At 70.0% G+C, this 16,508-nt stretch carries 14 protein-coding genes, 1 tRNA gene and 1 other RNA gene; 12 read left to right on the top strand and 4 right to left on the bottom strand.

From position 1 onward, the window contains the following. Positions 1-111: 111 nt before the first annotated feature. The 7 genes from DXT68_RS12835 to DXT68_RS12805 all read left to right on the top strand — a co-directional run bounded on the left by DXT68_RS12835 (position 112) and on the right by DXT68_RS12805 (position 8,023). Positions 112-1,452, top strand: coding sequence for a carbohydrate ABC transporter permease (locus DXT68_RS12835; protein WP_045254252.1), 1,341 nt, complete (start codon positions 112-114; stop codon positions 1,450-1,452). Continuing rightward, positions 1,452-2,423 carry a carbohydrate ABC transporter permease gene (locus tag DXT68_RS12830; protein WP_045254253.1) on the top strand — a complete coding sequence of 324 codons (972 nt, stop codon included), beginning with the start codon at positions 1,452-1,454 and terminating at the stop codon, positions 2,421-2,423. The genes DXT68_RS12835 and DXT68_RS12830 overlap by 1 nt, the downstream gene beginning before the upstream one ends. 102 nt (positions 2,424-2,525) lie before the next feature. Then, the gene (locus tag DXT68_RS12825) at positions 2,526-3,902 is read left to right on the top strand and encodes a cystathionine beta-synthase (RefSeq protein WP_045254346.1); all 1,377 of its coding nucleotides are present in this window, start codon (positions 2,526-2,528) and stop codon (positions 3,900-3,902) included. A gap of 66 nt (positions 3,903-3,968) precedes the next feature. After that, the gene (locus tag DXT68_RS12820; protein WP_045254254.1) at positions 3,969-5,117 is read left to right on the top strand and encodes a cystathionine gamma-synthase; all 1,149 of its coding nucleotides are present in this window, start codon (positions 3,969-3,971) and stop codon (positions 5,115-5,117) included. 208 nt (positions 5,118-5,325) lie between these two features. After that, positions 5,326-6,690 carry a multidrug effflux MFS transporter gene (locus tag DXT68_RS12815; protein ID WP_373372449.1) on the top strand — a complete coding sequence of 455 codons (1,365 nt, stop codon included), beginning with the start codon at positions 5,326-5,328 and terminating at the stop codon, positions 6,688-6,690. A 64-nt stretch (positions 6,691-6,754) separates the two neighbouring features. Beyond that, positions 6,755-7,396 carry a phosphatase PAP2 family protein gene (locus tag DXT68_RS12810; protein ID WP_045254255.1) on the top strand — a complete coding sequence of 214 codons (642 nt, stop codon included), beginning with the start codon at positions 6,755-6,757 and terminating at the stop codon, positions 7,394-7,396. Between the two features lie 30 nt (positions 7,397-7,426). Beyond that, positions 7,427-8,023 carry a GNAT family N-acetyltransferase gene (locus tag DXT68_RS12805; protein WP_045254256.1) on the top strand — a complete coding sequence of 199 codons (597 nt, stop codon included), beginning with the start codon at positions 7,427-7,429 and terminating at the stop codon, positions 8,021-8,023. Positions 8,024-8,199: 176 nt separating this feature from the next. Here the strand turns inward: DXT68_RS12805 and DXT68_RS12800 are convergent. After that, positions 8,200-8,287: transfer RNA gene (locus DXT68_RS12800), tRNA-Ser, on the bottom strand. Positions 8,288-8,487: 200 nt separating this feature from the next. Between DXT68_RS12800 and DXT68_RS12795 the strand changes: the two genes are divergently transcribed. Both DXT68_RS12795 and trhO read left to right on the top strand, forming a co-directional pair. Continuing rightward, on the top strand, positions 8,488-9,348 hold the full coding sequence (locus DXT68_RS12795) for an aminoglycoside phosphotransferase family protein (protein ID WP_045254257.1): 861 nt from the start codon (positions 8,488-8,490) through the stop codon (positions 9,346-9,348). Between the two features lie 9 nt (positions 9,349-9,357). Next, entirely contained in the window at positions 9,358-10,248 is an 891-nt protein-coding gene (gene trhO / locus DXT68_RS12790; RefSeq protein WP_045254258.1) for an oxygen-dependent tRNA uridine(34) hydroxylase TrhO, read from the top strand. Between the two features lie 10 nt (positions 10,249-10,258). Here trhO and DXT68_RS12785 read toward each other — a convergent pair whose 3' ends face one another. Genes DXT68_RS12785 through DXT68_RS12775 form a run of 3 tightly spaced genes read right to left on the bottom strand, consistent with a single transcriptional unit; the run spans position 10,259 to position 14,776 of the window. Next, positions 10,259-12,517, bottom strand: coding sequence for a transglutaminase TgpA family protein (locus DXT68_RS12785; RefSeq protein WP_052677729.1), 2,259 nt, complete (start codon positions 12,515-12,517; stop codon positions 10,259-10,261). Continuing rightward, entirely contained in the window at positions 12,504-13,775 is a 1,272-nt protein-coding gene (locus DXT68_RS12780; RefSeq protein WP_115760503.1) for a DUF58 domain-containing protein, read from the bottom strand. The genes DXT68_RS12785 and DXT68_RS12780 overlap by 14 nt, the downstream gene beginning before the upstream one ends. Before the next feature lie 11 nt (positions 13,776-13,786). Then, positions 13,787-14,776, bottom strand: a complete 990-nt coding sequence (locus DXT68_RS12775) for an AAA family ATPase (RefSeq protein WP_045254260.1) — start codon at positions 14,774-14,776, stop codon at positions 13,787-13,789. 188 nt (positions 14,777-14,964) lie between these two features. Between DXT68_RS12775 and ffs the strand changes: the two genes are divergently transcribed. The 3 genes from ffs to DXT68_RS12760 all read left to right on the top strand — a co-directional run bounded on the left by ffs (position 14,965) and on the right by DXT68_RS12760 (position 16,489). Next, positions 14,965-15,061: signal recognition particle sRNA small type (ffs, locus tag DXT68_RS12770), an RNA gene on the top strand. Positions 15,062-15,104: 43 nt separating this feature from the next. Next, positions 15,105-15,740, top strand: coding sequence for a rhomboid family intramembrane serine protease (locus DXT68_RS12765; RefSeq protein ID WP_244268189.1), 636 nt, complete (start codon positions 15,105-15,107; stop codon positions 15,738-15,740). A 182-nt stretch (positions 15,741-15,922) separates the two neighbouring features. Further along, positions 15,923-16,489, top strand: coding sequence for a hypothetical protein (locus DXT68_RS12760; protein WP_045254262.1), 567 nt, complete (start codon positions 15,923-15,925; stop codon positions 16,487-16,489). Positions 16,490-16,508 lie beyond the last annotated feature (19 nt).

Raw genomic sequence — 16,508 nt, 5'->3', positions numbered from 1 at the left:
CGGCGTGAGCTGAGCCGAGCTGCATCGAACGGGGTCGGGCTTCATGCCCGGCCCCGTTTCCCTCCCGCACTTACCACTCCGGCACGCAGCTGTGTCCAGAAGGGGAACTCCATGTCGCAAGTGACCGTCGAACCGCCTGTCAAGGCCGACGCTCCTCCCGTGACGACCCACGGCGCCGATCCGAAGGGACGGACGATCACTCGGACGGTCGTCGTCGTCGGGTTCGTGCTGCTCGTCGCGCTGGCGCTCCTGCTCGTCTTCACCACACCCACCGAAGAATCCGCTCGCGTCACCATCGGGTTCTCGCTCAACAGCTTCTTCCTCTTCCTCGGCGGGTTGCACCCGCTGATGCAGATACCCCTCATCCTTCTCGTCTTCGGCGCGGTCGTGGGGATCATCCTGGTCCTCATCGAGTACGCCCCGCGCCCGGGCCGCGGGTACTTCATCCTGCGTCTGGCCGCCTGCCTGGTCATCCCGGTGCTCGCGTTCCTGCTGCTGCGCCCCTACGCGAACGCGGTGCTCTACGTCGTCGCGATCGCGCTGCTCGTCGGCGCTCTGCTGTTCTTCGCCGACTACCGGTCCCGCCAGGGCGCCGGCTATCTGTTCCAGCTCGCCCTGTTCATGGCACCGGCCTCGATCATGCTGATCCTCGGCCTGATCTACCCGGCGATCTCGACGATCTTCAAGTCCTTCTTCGACAAGACCGGCGCCGAGTTCGTCGGACTCGAGAACTACTACTGGGTCTTCACGAACCCGGTCGGCACCTCGTCGGTCATCAACACGATCCTCTGGGCGCTCCTCGCCCCGACGATCTCCGTGGTGATCGGACTCGCCTACGCGGTCTTCATCGACCGGGCCCGAGGAGAGAAGTTCCTCAAGGTGCTGGTGTTCATGCCCGTCGCGATCTCCTTCGTCGGCGCGGGCATCATCTGGAAGTTCATGTACGACGCACGTCAGGGCGACCAGGTGGGTCTGCTCAACGCGATCCTCACGTCGTTCGGCGCCGATCCCGTGCAGTGGCTCGCGATCAAGCCGATCGTGAACACCCTGATGCTGCTGGTCGTCTTCATCTGGACGCAGACCGGTTTCGCGATGGTGATCCTCTCCGCCGCGATCAAGGCCGTGCCGATCGAGCAGATGGAGGCCGCCGAACTCGACGGCACGAACGCGTGGCAGCGCTTCCGCAACGTCACGGTGCCCGGCATCCGGTCATCCCTGATCGTCGTCCTGACCACGATCACCATCGCCTCCCTGAAGGTCTACGACATCGTCGCCGTCATGACCGGTGGCCGCGACGAGACGAGCGTGCTCGGCTTCGAGATGGTCAACCAGCAGCAGCGGTTCCAGAGTTACGGACACTCCTCAGCGCTCGCCGTGGTGCTGTTCCTGTTCGTGCTGCCACTTATCGTCTACAACGCCCGCGCGATGGCCAAGCAGAGGGAGATCCGCTGATGAGCGCCACACAGATGGTCGTCACACCCGACAACCGCACGAAGCGACAGGTCGAGCGCGACACCCGCCGCAACGAGGCGATCGCCCACAAGAAGCTGACCTCGAAGGGGGCGACGATCGCGGCCGCGATCATCGCCGTCTTCTGGACGATCCCGACCTTCGGTCTCTTCGTGACCTCGTTCCGTCCCGGTGCCGACACGCAGTCGTCCGGATGGTGGACCGCCTTCACGGATCCGGAGTTCACGCTCGACAACTACGTGCAGGCTTTGAACTCCGGCGGCACCTCGACCACCCTCGCGGCGGCGTTCGTGAACTCGCTCGCCATCACGATCCCCGCCACGGTCTTCCCGATCGTGCTCGCGGCGCTCGCGGCGTACGCGTTCGCGTGGATCGACTTCAAGGGCCGCAGCATGCTGTTCGTGTTCGTCTTCGCCCTGCAGATCGTCCCGCTGCAGATGGCCCTCGTACCCCTGCTGAGCCTGTTCTCCGACGGCCTGGTCATCAACGATGTCCCGATCTTCCCCGGTTTCGGGCTGAACGACGTGCAGTACAGCTTCGCCCGCGTCTGGATCGCACACGCGATCTTCGCGCTGCCGCTCGCGACGTTCATGCTCCACAACTTCATCTCCGAGATCCCGGGGGACATCATCGAGGCGGCACGCGTCGACGGTGCGGGCCACGGGCAGGTGTTCTTCCGGATCATCCTGCCGCTGGCCATGCCGGCCATCGCCTCGTTCGGCATCTTCCAGTTCCTGTGGGTCTGGAACGATCTGCTGGTGGCGACGATCTTCGCGTCTCCGGGTGCTCTTCCGATCACACAGGCGCTGAACTCGTTGTCCGGCACGTGGGGGAACAAGTGGTTCCTGCAATCGGCGGGTACCTTCATCTCGATCATCGTCCCGCTGATCGTGTTCTTCGCCCTCCAGCGCTTCTTCGTGCGCGGCCTCCTGGCAGGTGCGACGAAGGGCTGATCCTTCGACAGCGACCCTTCGACAGGGTCGGGACCGAGAACGGCGGATGCCGCGGTGCGCAACACTCCGGCGCCGCGGCATCCGCCGTTCTACGCTGTGAACATGAAGTACGCAGATTCGATCGTCGACCTCGTCGGCGACACCCCGCTCGTGAAGCTGCAGCACGTCACAGAGGGAATCGCGTGCACGGTGCTCGTGAAGCTCGAGTACCTGAATCCGGGTGGCTCGGCGAAGGACCGCATCGCCTCGCGGATCATCGACGCGGCCGAGGCCTCGGGCGAGCTGAAGCCCGGCGGCACGATCGTCGAGCCGACGAGCGGAAACACCGGCGTGGGCCTCGCCCTCGTGGCGCAGCAGCGCGGCTACACCTGCGTGTTCGTGCTGCCCGACAAGGTCGGCGACGACAAGATCGATGTCCTGCGCGCCTACGGTGCGCAGGTCGTCGTCACCCCCACGTCGGTCGCCGCCGACAGCCCCGAGTCCTACTACAGCGTGAGCGATCGACTCGCCCGCGAGATCCCCGGTGCCTTCAAGCCCAACCAGTACGAGAACCCGAACGGCCCCCGCAGCCACTACGAGACCACGGGTCCCGAGATCTGGCGCGACACCGACGGGCGGATCACCCACTTCGTCGCCGGCGTCGGCACCGGAGGCACCATCACCGGCACCGGCCGCTACCTGCGCGAGGTGTCGGACGACCGCGTGCGCATCGTCGGCATCGACCCCGAGGGCAGCGTGTACAGCGGAGGGACGGGCCGTCCGTACCTGGTCGAGGGCGTGGGGGAGGACATCTGGCCGGGCGCCTATGACCCGCGCGTGCCGCATGAGATCGTCGCGGTCGGCGACGCCGAGTCGTTCGCGATGACCCGGCGACTCGCCCGCGAAGAGGGCATCCTCGTCGGAGGATCCAGCGGCATGGCCGTCGTCGGGGCGCTGCGTATCGCGCGCGAGCTGCCCGCCGACGCGATCATGGTGGTGCTGCTGCCCGACGGCGGGCGCGGCTACCTCGGCAAGATCTTCAACGACGGCTGGATGCGGTCCTACGGCTTCAGCGAGGTGGAGGAGGGCGAGACCGTCGCCGACGTGCTGGCGACCCGTTCGTCGCGGCACGGTGCAGGGATCCCCGATCTCGTGCACGCGCACCCCACCGACACCGTGCTCGAGGCGATCGGGATGATGACCGAGTACGACGTGTCACAGCTCGTCGTGCTGAGCGCCGAGCCTCCGGTGATGATGGGCGAGGTCGTCGGCACGGTCGATGAGAAGGGGCTGCTCGACCTGCTGTTCCGCGGAGACGCGAAACCGGCCGACGCGGTGGGGCAGCACGCGGGGGAGAGACTGCCGCTCATCGGCATCCACGCACCGCTCGCGCAGGCGCGTGCCGCGCTCGCCGACGTCGACGCCCTGCTGGTCACGGCCGACGGCAAGCCGCACACGGTGCTCACCCGCCAGGATCTGCTCGCCTACATCTCGCGGTGAGCGGCGGGCGACCCCGGGCGTAACAGGGACGGATGCCGTCGCCTGGCCGGACGTAGGGTGGAGGGCATGTCAGAGCATGCCTTCGCCACCCGAGCCATCCACGCAGGTCAGGCGCCCGATCCCACCACGGGGTCGATCATCCCGCCCATCTACCAGGCCTCCACCCATGTTCAGGACGGCATCGGCGGGTTCCGAGACGGCTACGAGTACAACCGCGCGGGCAACCCCACGCGCTCGTCGCTGGAGACGCAGCTCGCAGCCCTCGAAGGCGGATCGGCCGCGCTGTCGTTCGCATCCGGGCTCTCGGCCGAAGACGCGCTGCTGCGCGGCATCCTGAAGCCGGGGGATCACGTCGTTCTCGGCAACGACGTCTACGGCGGCACGTACCGCCTGTTCGCGCGGGTGTTCGCGAGCTGGGGCGTCGAGACGACGACGGTGGAGATGTCCGACGCCGATCAGCTGCGTGCGGCCATCCGCCCGGAGACGAGGATCGTCTGGGTCGAGACCCCGAGCAACCCGCTGCTCAAGATCGTCGACATCGCGGCGGTCGCCGAGATCGTGCACGCGGCAGGAGCGATCGTCGTCGTCGACAACACCTTCGCCTCGCCGGCGCTGCAGCAGCCGCTCTCGCTGGGGGCGGACCTCGTCGTGCACTCCACGACGAAGTACCTCGGCGGACACTCGGACGTCCTCGGCGGCGCGGTGGTGTTCGGCGACGACCGCTTCATCGAGCAGGTCAAGTTCCAGCAGTTCGCCGTCGGCGCGGTGTCTGCGCCCTTCGACGCCTGGCTCACGACGCGCGGCATCAAGACGCTCGCGGTGCGCGTGCGACAGCACTCCGAGAACGCGCAGGCGATCGCCGAATGGGCGGCAGGGCGCCCCGAGTTCGCCACCGTCTACTACCCGGGGCTCGCCTCGCACCCCGGCCACGACATCGCCGCAGCGCAGATGAGCGGGTTCGGCGGGATGCTCTCACTCGGCCTCTCGGCCGGGGCCGGCGCGGCGAGGGCGTTCGCCGAGTCGACCGAGCTCTTCCAGCTCGCGGAGTCGCTCGGCGGGGTCGAATCGCTGATCGGCTACCCGCCGGACATGACGCACGCCTCGGTGCGCGGCACGGCCCTCGCCGTGCCCGAGAACGTCGTCCGGCTGTCGGTGGGGATCGAGGGCGTCGACGACCTCATCGCCGACCTCGAACAGGGGCTCGCCCGACTCTGAGATCGGACGCACGGCCCGCCTGTCCCGAGGACGGATGCGGGGGTGAGGACCGCGGTTCTCACCCCGCATCCGTCCTCTCCGCATGCGGGTGGGCGCGAGCGGGGAGGTAGCATGGAGGCTCGCCCGGATCGAATCGTTTCGAGATTCCTCGACGATCCGACCGTCCCGCGACTCGATCCCCTCCCCTCCAGATCCCGGAAGGACCGTCGTGCCCGACGCTCCACGCACAGACTCCATTCCCACGACGCCCGACACCGAGCGGACGGCGACCGGCAGCATCCGCGTCCCCTCCGCCACCGGTGCGATCCGCACGCTCGGCTCCAACCCCGCCACCGCGCCGATCATGCTGCACCCCGGCGACTCCCTCTCGAACGGTCGCCGCGCGCTGTACATCGTTCTGCTCGGAGCACTCACCGCGCTCGGCCCGTTCACGATCGACCTGTATCTGCCGGCGTTCCCGGTGCTCGAGCAGGACTTCGAGACGACCGCGGCGGCGATCCAGCTCACCCTCACCGGGACGATGATCGGCTTCGCACTCGGACAGCTCGTGGTCGGACCGCTGAGCGACAAGGTCGGGCGGCGGGTACCGCTGATCGCCGTGACGGCGCTGCACGTGCTCGCGAGCGCCGCAGCCGCCTACGCCCCCACTCTTCCGCTGCTCAGCGGCGCCCGCGTGCTGATGGGCGTGGGGGCGGCGGCCGGCGGCGTCGTCGCCATGGCGATCGTGCGCGACCTGTTCGGCGGGCGTCGTCTGGTCGTGATGCTCTCGCGGCTCGCCCTCGTCTCGGGGGTCGCCCCGGTCGCCGCGCCGCTGATCGGCTCGTGGCTGCTCACACTCATGCCCTGGCGCGGGATCTTCGTCGTGCTCGCGCTCTACGGTGTGGTGATGCTCGTCTCGACGGCGCTGTTCGTGCCCGAGACCCTTCCGGCCGCCCGGCGTCAGGAGAAGGGCGGCGCCACGGTGCTGCAGCGCTACCGCTCGGTCTTCTCCGACCGCGTCTTCATCGGCGTGCTGATCATCGGCGGGATGACCTTCTCCGGCCTGTTCTCGTATCTGTCCGCGTCGCCGTTCCTGTTCCAGCAGACGCACGGTCTCGATGCGCAGCAGTACGGGCTCCTGTTCGCGGTGAACTCGCTGGGCGTCGTCGCCGGTGTGCAGACCGCGTCGCGGCTCGCCGCGAGGTTCGGTCCGCAGTGGGTGATGGCGTACTCGACCGCCGTGCTGTTGCTCGCGGGCGCCGCGATCATCGTCACCGACCAGCTCGGACTCGGGCTCTGGGGCACCGTCATCCCTCTCTTCATCTTCATGACGGCCTGCGGGTTCACCTTCCCGAACGTCCAGGTGCTGGCCCTCGACCGGCACGGCAAGGCGGCGGGCACCGCGGCCTCGGTGATCGGGGCCACCAACTTCGGCGTCGCGGGACTCATCTCCCCGATCGTGGGGTGGATCTCGCAGGGGGCGGCGATCACCGCCACCACGATGGCCTCGGTCATGGTCGGCTGCGCGGCGATCGGCGTGCTGTCGCTGTGGCTGATCGTGCGTCCGCGCACCGTGGGGATGCTCGCCCCCTGACGACGCGGGGATCCCGGGATCCCGGGATCCCGAACGCCCAGCCTCCGACCGGCAGAATGGTCGGATGAGAACACGTGCGCTGCTGTGGTGGGGAATCGGGATGCTCGTCGCGGCGACGCTCCTCGGGGCGGCCATCGTCTTCGGATACACCGAGCCGCCGGGGTTCGACACCTGGTGGAACCGCGAGGTCGTCGAGAACCGCGCCGACTGGATGCTGTCGTTCGCCCTGACCCTCGATCACATCGGCGGCGGCTGGGTGGCGATCCTCGTCGTGCCGCTGCTCGTGATCCTCGCGCTGCTCATCGCGCGGCGATGGCAGGCGGCCGTCTTCGCCGCCATCGCCTTCCTGGCGAGCGCGGGTGCCGTGCAGCTGCTCAAGCAGCTCTTCGGTCGCGCGCGCCCGGAGGACATGATCGTGGCGAGCGACTTCGGGTCCTTCCCATCGGGGCACACCGCGAACGCGGCGACGATCGCCGTGGTGCTCTGGCTGGTGTTCCCGCGTCTCTGGACGGCGATCCTCGGCATCGCCTGGATCGTGCTGATGGCGATCTCGCGCACGCTGCTGTCGGTGCACTGGGCGACCGACACGCTGGGCGGAGCGCTGCTCGGCGCCGGTGTCGTCCTGGTGCTGGGCGCCCTGCTCCTCCCATGGGTGCGGAAGGGGAAGGGCTCGCCCCGGAACCCCGAGCCCGCGCCGATAGGCTGAGCGCACACCCCATCTCATCGAGGAGCCGTCGTGTCCCGCATCCGTCCGTACCGTTCGTCCGACCGTGCCGCACTGTACGACATCTGCACGAGGACCGCGGATGCCGGCGCCGATGCCACGGGCATCTTCTCGGATGATGCGCTGTGGGGTGACCTCTTCGCCGTGCCGTACGCGCAGCGGCATCCCGATCTCGCGTGGGTGGTCGAGGCCGACGACGGCCGGGCGATCGGGTACATCGTCGCGACCGACGACACCGAGGCGTTCGCGACCTGGTTCCGCGACGAGTGGTGGCCGACCCTGCAGACGCGGTACCCGCGCGCCGAGACGCCGACGACGCGCGAAGAGCGCATGGTCGAGCACGGCTACACGCAGGCTCCCGGACGCGACCCGCACTCCGCGGAGTACCCCGCCCACCTGCACATCGACCTGCTGCCCGAGACGCAGGGTCAGGGACTCGGTCGACAGCTGATCCAGACCCTGTTCGACGAGCTCACCCGTCGCGGAGTGCGCGGACTGCACCTGGGCATGGACCCGAAAAACACCGGCGCGGCGGCGTTCTACGAGCGCCTCGGCATGACACCGCTGCCCGCGGAGCCCGGCGGTCAGAGCTACGGCGTGCGCTTCTGACCCGACGTCGTCCACCCGCGGAGGTCGCGGGGGGATGGTGGTGGCGGCGGGATGGTGAAGCGGGGGTGGCGGTGACGGCGGGACTCCGATCCTCGCTGGCGCTCGGTTCTCCCCGAATCCCAGCGCTCGATAAAAAGATCAAGGGCCCCCGCTGGCGCGGAGACCCTTGATCTTTTTGGCGGTGACGGCGGGATTCGAACCCGCGGTTGCTTGCACAACACACGCTTTCCAAGCGTGCTCCTTCGGCCGCTCGGACACGTCACCAGGAACAACCTGAACAGTCTATCCGATCGGGCGGACTGCGCGTGACCAGGCGCGGAGGGGCGGGCGCCTGCACGCGGGCCGCGACTCGGATGTACCGGAATGCGATCGTGCGAGCCGTTGCACCCGGAGCCCGCGGTTCCTATCCTCGAATGAGGACGTTATGCTGTCAAGCGAACGTGTCCGCTCGTGGAAGGATCTCGATGACGACCGTCGATTCGGCACCCCTGATCAGCACCTCTGTGCGCACCGCCATGCGGGCGGCGCATGCGCGAGCCCTCGCAGAGATGGGGGCGCGCGGCCTCGGTCGCGTCAGATTCGGGTGGCGGGACCGCTCCATCGGGTCGGTCGTCGAGCACGCCGGGGCGCAGGTGTGGCTGCGCGTGGTCCGCTCCCGTCGCGCTCAGGCGGGCGGCGACTGGTGGACGGGCAATCTCGACGCGTCGACGCTCGTCGGCATCCCCAAGCCCCGGGTGCTCGACGTGCGCGCCTGGGAAGACACCTCCCTCGTCTACCGGGCAGAGCTCATGAGCCTGCTGCCGGGCCGGGCCTGCGCCTCGTCGGCCGTACTCGAACGGGTGCCCAGACTGGGCGACTCCTGGTGGGATGCTCTCGTCCAGAGCCTCGGCACGGTGTCGCGGGCGACGACGGAGCGCAGGGTGCTCGACCCCGAGACCGTGCAGCGCCGCATCTCGGTGTTCTTCGGCATCGATCTCGACGTGGACCCGAGCGCATGGGTGCCAGGCCACGGAGACCTGCACTGGAACAACCTGCACTGCGATCCGTTCGCCATCGCCGACTGGGAGGCGTGGGGGCTCGCACCTCGGGGGTACGACGCGGCGTTCCTGCTGGGCCATTCGCTCGGTGTGCCGCGCATCGCCGAACGGATCTCCCGCCTCTTCCGCGCCGACCTCGAGTCCGACGGCGGTGTCGTCTCGCAGCTGTACGTGATGACCAGGTTGCTCGCCCGTGCAGACGCGGGCGAGAACGTCGCACTGGTGCCGGCCGTGCACCGCCATGTCGGCAGGCTGCTCGGTGCCAGGGCTCCGCTGCGCACGACGTAGGATCTCTGGGTGGCAACCCCCAAGATCGTGCTCTTCTACGTCTTCACCCCGATCGCCGACCCCGAGGCGATCCGGGTGTGGCAGCGAGACCTCGGAGAGGCACTGGGCCTGCGCGGGCGGCTGCTGATATCGAAGGACGGGGTCAACGGCACCCTCGGCGGTGATGTGCGCGTGCTCAAGCGCTGGGCGCGGTCGTTCCGCTCGTATGCGCCGTTCGCCGACACCGACATCAAGTGGAGCGACGGCACCGGGGTCGACGCCGACGGGCGCAGCATCGACTTCCCGAAGCTCAGCGTCAAGGTGCGCGACGAGATCGTCTCGTTCGGCGCGCCGGGCGAGCTGCGGGTCGACGAGCACGGCGTCGTGGGCGGCGGTGCACGCCTCAGCCCGGAGGCCCTGCACGAGCTGGTCGAGCGCCGCGGAGACGACGTCGTCTTCTTCGACGGACGCAACGCGCTGGAGGCGCAGATCGGACGCTTCCGCGGGGCCGTGGTGCCTGACACCGAGACCACCCGCGACTTCGTCCAGCTGCTCGACTCGGGTGCGTACGACGACCTCAAGGGCAAGCCGGTCGTCACCTACTGCACGGGCGGCATCCGCTGCGAGGTGCTCTCGAGTCTGATGACCGCGCGAGGCTTCGGAGAGGTGTACCAGCTCGAGGGCGGCATCGTCCGCTACGGGGAGCAGTACGGCGACGACGGACTGTGGGACGGCTCGCTCTACGTCTTCGACAAACGCGGGTCGGTGGACTTCTCGCCGCACGCCGCCGTCATCGGCGAGTGCGTCGGATGCGGGACCGCCACCAAGCGCACGGCCAACTGCCCCGACCCGTCGTGCCGCACCCAGTTCGTCGTCTGCGAGGACTGCGACTCCGTGCGCTGCGAACGCCACGCCGCCTGATCGGACCCGGTCAGGGCGTCAGCAGCGCCGGGTCGACACGGCCGCCGACGAACAGAGACCTCGGCACCAGGAAGGCGCGCACGCGAGCGGTACGGTCCACGCTGTGCCGCAGGCCCGCCAGCACTGCGCCGAGGGAGGCGTCGAGATCCGCCGCCGTCCGCGAGGACGCACGGGCATAGTTCGCCCGCTCGACCGCGGCGACGATCGTGCGCATCGCCTCGGCATCCACCCGGTCATCCCCGATCAGGTCATCGCCGCGCATTCGCGGAGTCTCCGCATCCGACAGCGGCAGGTGCAGATCCTGCAGGGTGGCGCGCAGCTCCGCCCACGCGGCCGCCGCATCGCCGCGTCGAGCACGCCCGCGGCGCGAGGCGCGGACGGCGAGGCGGATCAGCGCGGGAAGCAGCAGAGCCACCAGCACGCCGAGCGCCGTGAGCAGCACCGGGGCGGGGTCCAGCGTGCGCAGCTGCGAGGTCGCGCCCGAATTGTCCCCGGCATCCTGACGCTCGATGTCCGGTCCCGAGCTGGCCGGCGCTGTCGGCGCGGTCGTCGGAGCAGGGGTCGAGGGCTCCGCAGAACCGCCGCCCGTCGTGGCCGCCGCCGTGAACGCCGTCGGCACACCCAGCGACGCGGTCGGCTCGAACGGCACCCATCCGACGCCGGGGAACCGCACTTCGGGCCAGGAGTGCAGCTGATCGCTCGACACCGAATAGACCGACTCCTCGCCGCGCGTGGTGTCGGTGAGCGCGCCGGGCAGATACCCCACGACGATGCGCACGTCCATGTCGAGGCTCTCGGCCATCAGAGCGAACGCCCCGGCGAAGTGAATGCAGTACCCGGACTTCACGTCGAGGAACCGCTCGACCGCATCCGCGCCCGTCCCGTCGAAACCCTCGTCGACGGGCGTCTCGAGGGAATAGGTGAACTCGCTGCGGAACCACGACTGCAGATCGATCAGGCGGTCGTAGTCGTTGGTCGCGCCGGCGGTCACCTCGGCGGCGGTCTCGCTGACGACCTCGGGAATCTCGAACGGATCGTCATCGGGGTCCGCCACCGCGTCGGCGGCGGGGATCGCTCGGATCTGCTCGAGCGACGGAGAGACCTCGACCGAGCGCACCGTGTAGTCGCTGCCGACGGCATCCGCGGTGCGGGAGGCCAGAGTGCGGTTGTCCGGACTCACCCTCCACGAGGCGGGCAGGCCCTGCACGTCGGTGGCAGGGTAGGGGACCGGCAGCCAGGCGCTCGACATGCGGATGACCCTGATCGAGGTGGCCCTGTCGGTGGTCTCGATGTCGTCGGTCCACTCCGCAGGCCCGAACCCCTCGTCCTGGGACTGCAGGCCGCCCCGGTCCGGCTCCCACACGCGTCCGTCGAACTCGGACAGCGTCGTGAGCCGGAGATAGGGCGCGGTGTCGGCCGTGGTCGCGACCGTGAGCACCTCGACCGGATTCGGCTGGCGCAGATCGTCGCCGAGGCGCAGCGAGGCATCGACGGTGACGCCGGCGCCGGTGCCCGCCAGGCTCGCGGACACCGGGAGCAGGGGTGCCACCGCGACGGTCGCGACGAGCGCCGCGACACCCACGCCCATCGCGACCGCCACCGACGAGCGCCGGGGGGATTCCCGGTCCTGGGCGCCCGAATAGCGCAAGAGCGCGAGGACCACGATGGCCAGGGCGATGAACCACACGATGTCGACGCCGCCGAGGGTGACGATCATCGGCACCGATCCGATGACGGCGGTCAGAAGCCCGGCGAGCACGGCTCCGCGCTGTGCGACGAGCTGGTCGAGCAGCACGGCGACGACGGCGAAGCCGGCACCCATCATGGCCTCGAGGCCGGGCGATGCCGCGATCGGGGCTGCGCCGTAGACGATCTCCTCCCAGGCGGCGGAGGCGAGCGTCTGGAACACGAACACCGTCGACTCCGTGGGGATGACCCCGAGAACGGCGGTGTCGCCGGCGACCACCAGCACGATGAGCCCGGCGGCGACCGCCACCTGCACGCCGATCGCGGTGAGATCGCGCGCCCAGGAGGGACGTCGGCGCATCGAGGTGCGCACGATCATCCCCGTGAGGGCGATCGCGACGATGACCAGGAGGACCGTGGACGACCAGGGCCCCGGCTGGATGACCGCGGTGAACGGCCACATGGCGACGAGCCCGGCCGCCGCCGCGAGCACGGACGGCAGCACGGTGCCCGCAGGGAGCTCGTGCTCGCGGTGCCACGACAGCCGGGTCGAGCGCCGCGATCGGCGTTCAGTCCGTGACATCGGCGGCCCTCGGGGCGGTGCGGCTGGGGTCGATGCGGCTGGGGGCGGTGCGGCTGGGGGCGGTGCGGCTGGGGTCGATGCGGCTGGGGGAGGTGCGCTCGGGAAGGGCATCCGCCCATGCCTCGGCGATGTCGTCGGAGAGCTCGGCGAACAGCCAGCCGTGCCGTGTGGCGGCCTCTGCCGTGCCGGGGAGCGCGCCCGTGGCGAACAGCAGGGGGGCGGCAGCGCCGGAGGGGCGGAGGAGCGCGGCATCCTCCTCATCCAGCTCTCCGGTGATGTAGACGAGAGGTCCAGGAGGCGTGCCGCCGACGAGCGTCGCGAGATCGCGGGCGTCTCCGCGTGGAGCCAGCATCGCGAGGGAGACGAGAAGGCCGTCGCGGTCGTCCTCATGGCCGCGCAGGATGCCGAGAAGCACGCCGGTGCTGTCGATCACGTCGACGCCGTATCCCTCCTGCTCCAGATGCACGGCGACCGACGCGCACATCGACACCGCTGCTTCGAAGGCCGGGTCGGCCGCAGCCCCCGGCCGTGCCCACCGCGCTGCGCTGCGGTCGAGGACGACGAGCGCGTCAGGGCTCGATTCCTCCTCCTCCTGCCGCACCATCAGCTGCCCGCGATGTGCGGTGGCGCGCCAGTGGATGCGGCGCATCGAGTCCCCGGGGATGTACCGGCGCGGCGAGAGGTTGTCGCTCCCCTGTCCCAGCCTGCTCGACGAGGTCTGCGCCGTGCCGCCGGCAGCGCCCACCTTGACCGCGAGCGGGGCGAGAGCGAACACCTCCGGGACGACCGTCACGCTGCGGGTCTCGCCGAAGGCCTGCTCGCGCTGGGCGAGTCCGAAAGGATCCACGGTCCGCAGCACGAAGGGGCCGACCGGCCACACGCCTCGGCGGATGCCCGTGATCGCATAGCTGAGCTGACCGGTCTCGGGCGGGTACTCGCCCGCGGCGTCGCCTGTCACCGCATCCGGCAGGACGTCGCGCCACAGGCCTCGCGGCACACGCGGCGCACGCAGCGCGATGCGCACCGTGACGCGGGAGGTCTCGGAGACGGTCAGCAGGTCGGTCGAGACCTGCCGGGTCACCGAGCCGGAGCGACGCGGCAGCCGCACCGCGAGCACCGCGAACGCCGTCACGGCGAGGAACAGCACGCCGACGTGCAGGAGGATCGCCGCGCCGACCAGGTTGGCGGCGATCAGGCATCCGAGACCGGCGAGGAGCGCGGCCGTGCCCCGCAGCGTGAGCGTTCGACGACGAGGCATGGCGGCGGTGTTCAGGAGCGGGCGGCCACGGGCACGCGCACCCGCTCGACGATCTGACGCAGCGCCGCCTCGACGGGCTGGGCGCCGGCGCGCTGGGCCCCGCGGGCCGGGAGCAGACGGTGGGCGAACACCGGGAGCAGGAGTGCGGTGACATCGTCGGGGATCACGAAGTCGCGTCCGTCGAGGGCCGCCCACACCTTCGCGGCCCTGATCAGCTGCAGCGTCGCTCGCGGGCTCGCCCCCAGATGCAGGTTCGGGTCGGACCGCGTCGCCTGAGCGAGGGCCACCGTGTACTCCTCGAGCGCCGGCGCGACGTGCACCGACCGCGCCCACGCGATCAGACCCGAGATCGACGCGGCGTCGGCGACGGGGGTGATCGACGCGAGGGGGTTCACGACGTCGCGCTGGCGGAGCATCAGCGCCTCGGCGGCGGCATCCGGATAACCCATCGAGATGCGCATCATGAAACGGTCGCGCTGCGCTTCGGGGAGCGCGTACGTGCCCTCCATCTCGAGCGGGTTCTGGGTCGCCACGACGAGGAACGGATCGGGCAGCATGTGGGTCGATCCGTCGACCGTCACCTGTCCCTCCTCCATCGCCTCGAGCAGTGCGGACTGGGTCTTGGGGGAGGAGCGGTTGATCTCGTCGGCGATCACGATGTGCGCGAACACCGCACCGCGCTTGAACTCGAACTCGCGATCGACGGGGTTGTAGACGCTGACCCCCGTCACATCTCCCGGCAGCAGGTCGGGGGTGAACTGGATGCGGCGCACGGTCGCATCGACGCTCGCCGCCAGAGCGCGCGCCAGCATGGTCTTGCCGACACCGGGGACGTCTTCGATCAGCAGATGACCCTGGGCGAGCAGGCAGACGAGGGCGCTCCGCACGGCGTCGGGCTTGCCGTCGATCACCCGACCCACCGAACCGAGGATCGCCGTCGTCTGCGCGGCGAACTGCTCGGCGTCGGCGACGGCCGGGGTCAGGGGCGGATTCTCTGGCATGCGTTCCCTCTCGCGTGGGCGCTGCGGTGCGCGTGAACCGATCGTAACCCGGCTCCCTCGCGATGGGGTCACAACGGGCGCCCCATCCGGTCCGCTCCGGGCGCTCGCCGCAGCCCCGCCGCCCGGATGCGTGCGCATGATCCGGTCGGCCTGTCGAAGAGGAGGTGCGCGCATCGGCTAGACTCGTCTACGGCTCTCCGCGTGGCGGCATCCAGGCCAATTCCCCCAGGGCGGAAACGCAGCAAGGGTAACCGGGCTCTGCTGGGTGCGCGGAGGGCCGCTTTCTTTTTGTCAGCGTCCTCCGGGGCAGTCCTGCCAGGATCGTGACGTGACAGGGCCAGACGTGATCAGAACCGCCGACTCTCCGCGCTCCCGCGCATTCGGCCGTTTCGCGTCGCCCCTCCTGCTGGTCGCGGTGATGTGGATCATCCAGGCCGCCGATGCCGTGCTCCCCGGATCCTTCACCGGTTTCGGCCTGCGCTCGTGGGATCCGGCCGGGCTCGGCGGCATCGTCGTCGGACCTCTCCTGCACGCCGATTGGGCGCACCTGATCGGCAACACCGTGCCGCTGCTGGTGCTCGGCTGTCTCGTGGCCGTCGAGGGCGCGCGCAGATTCTGGGCGGTGACCGCGTTCGCCGCGGTGATCGGCGGCCTCGGCACCTGGGTCGTGAACACGCCGGGGGCTCTCACCGTCGGCGCCTCGGGCCTCGTCTTCGGTTACTTCGGGTACACGATCATGCGGGTGTTCGCGCCGGGGCGGATCTCGCACCGGGTGCTCTATGCGGTGATCGCGATCATCGTGATCGGCCTCTACGGAGGATCGATGCTCGCCGGCGTCGTGGGCGTGCGCGAGGGCGTCTCCTGGCAGGCCCACCTGTTCGGCGCGATCGGCGGCGCGCTCGCCGCTCTCATCGGACGGCGACCGGTCGCGAGGGCACGCGCGGGCGGAGTCCTGGACGCATGAGCGCCACCGGGGGAGGGCGCCGTCCGGCGCCGCGGCGGCGCACAGCATCACGGTCAGGCGGAGCATCACGGGCCGGCGCGACGACGCGCCGCGCGCCGTCTCGACGCACCCCCTCTCGACGCATCCGCTCGCGACGCGGACGGATGTCGCCGCGCCGCCGTGCGCAGCGGAGGATCCGGCGGATGCGGCTGCTGCGGCGCATCGCCTGGTCGTCCGTCGTCGTCGTCGCGGTGGCGCTCGCCGCGGTGCTGATCCCCCTGGGGCTCGCCCACGAGAAGCCCGGCGCGGTCTGCGTCGATGATCCGCGCACGTTCCCCGCCGCGGGGATCGAGGGCTGGCAGGGCGAGCAGCTCGAGAACGCCGCGACGATCATGCAGACGGCCACCGCGCTCGGATTCGGCCGCGACGGGCAGATCCTCGGGGTGATGACGGCCATGGGCGAGAGCAGCCTGCACAACATCGACTACGGCGATTGGGAGACACGGGGCTTCACGAACCCCGACGGCAGCCGCACGACGAGCATCGGACTGTTCCAGCAGCAGGAATGGTGGGGACCGCCCGAAGCGCGGATGGACCCGGCGACCGCCGCCACGCTGTTCTACGAGCGACTGGCACGGGTCGCGGACTGGCCCTCGATGCCCCGTTCGCATGCCATCCACCGGGTCCAGATCAACACCGACCGCGACTACTACTCCCGCTACGAGTCCGACGCGGTGTCGGTGGTCGAGGCCCTCTCCGGACACTGCTGAGCCGCGCCGTCGACCCAGC

The sequence above is a fragment of the Microbacterium foliorum genome (genome assembly GCF_003367705.1).
Classification (GTDB): domain Bacteria; phylum Actinomycetota; class Actinomycetes; order Actinomycetales; family Microbacteriaceae; genus Microbacterium; species Microbacterium foliorum.
Note: the sequence above shows the minus strand (reverse complement) of the source record. Positions and strands in the feature narration are given on the sequence as shown.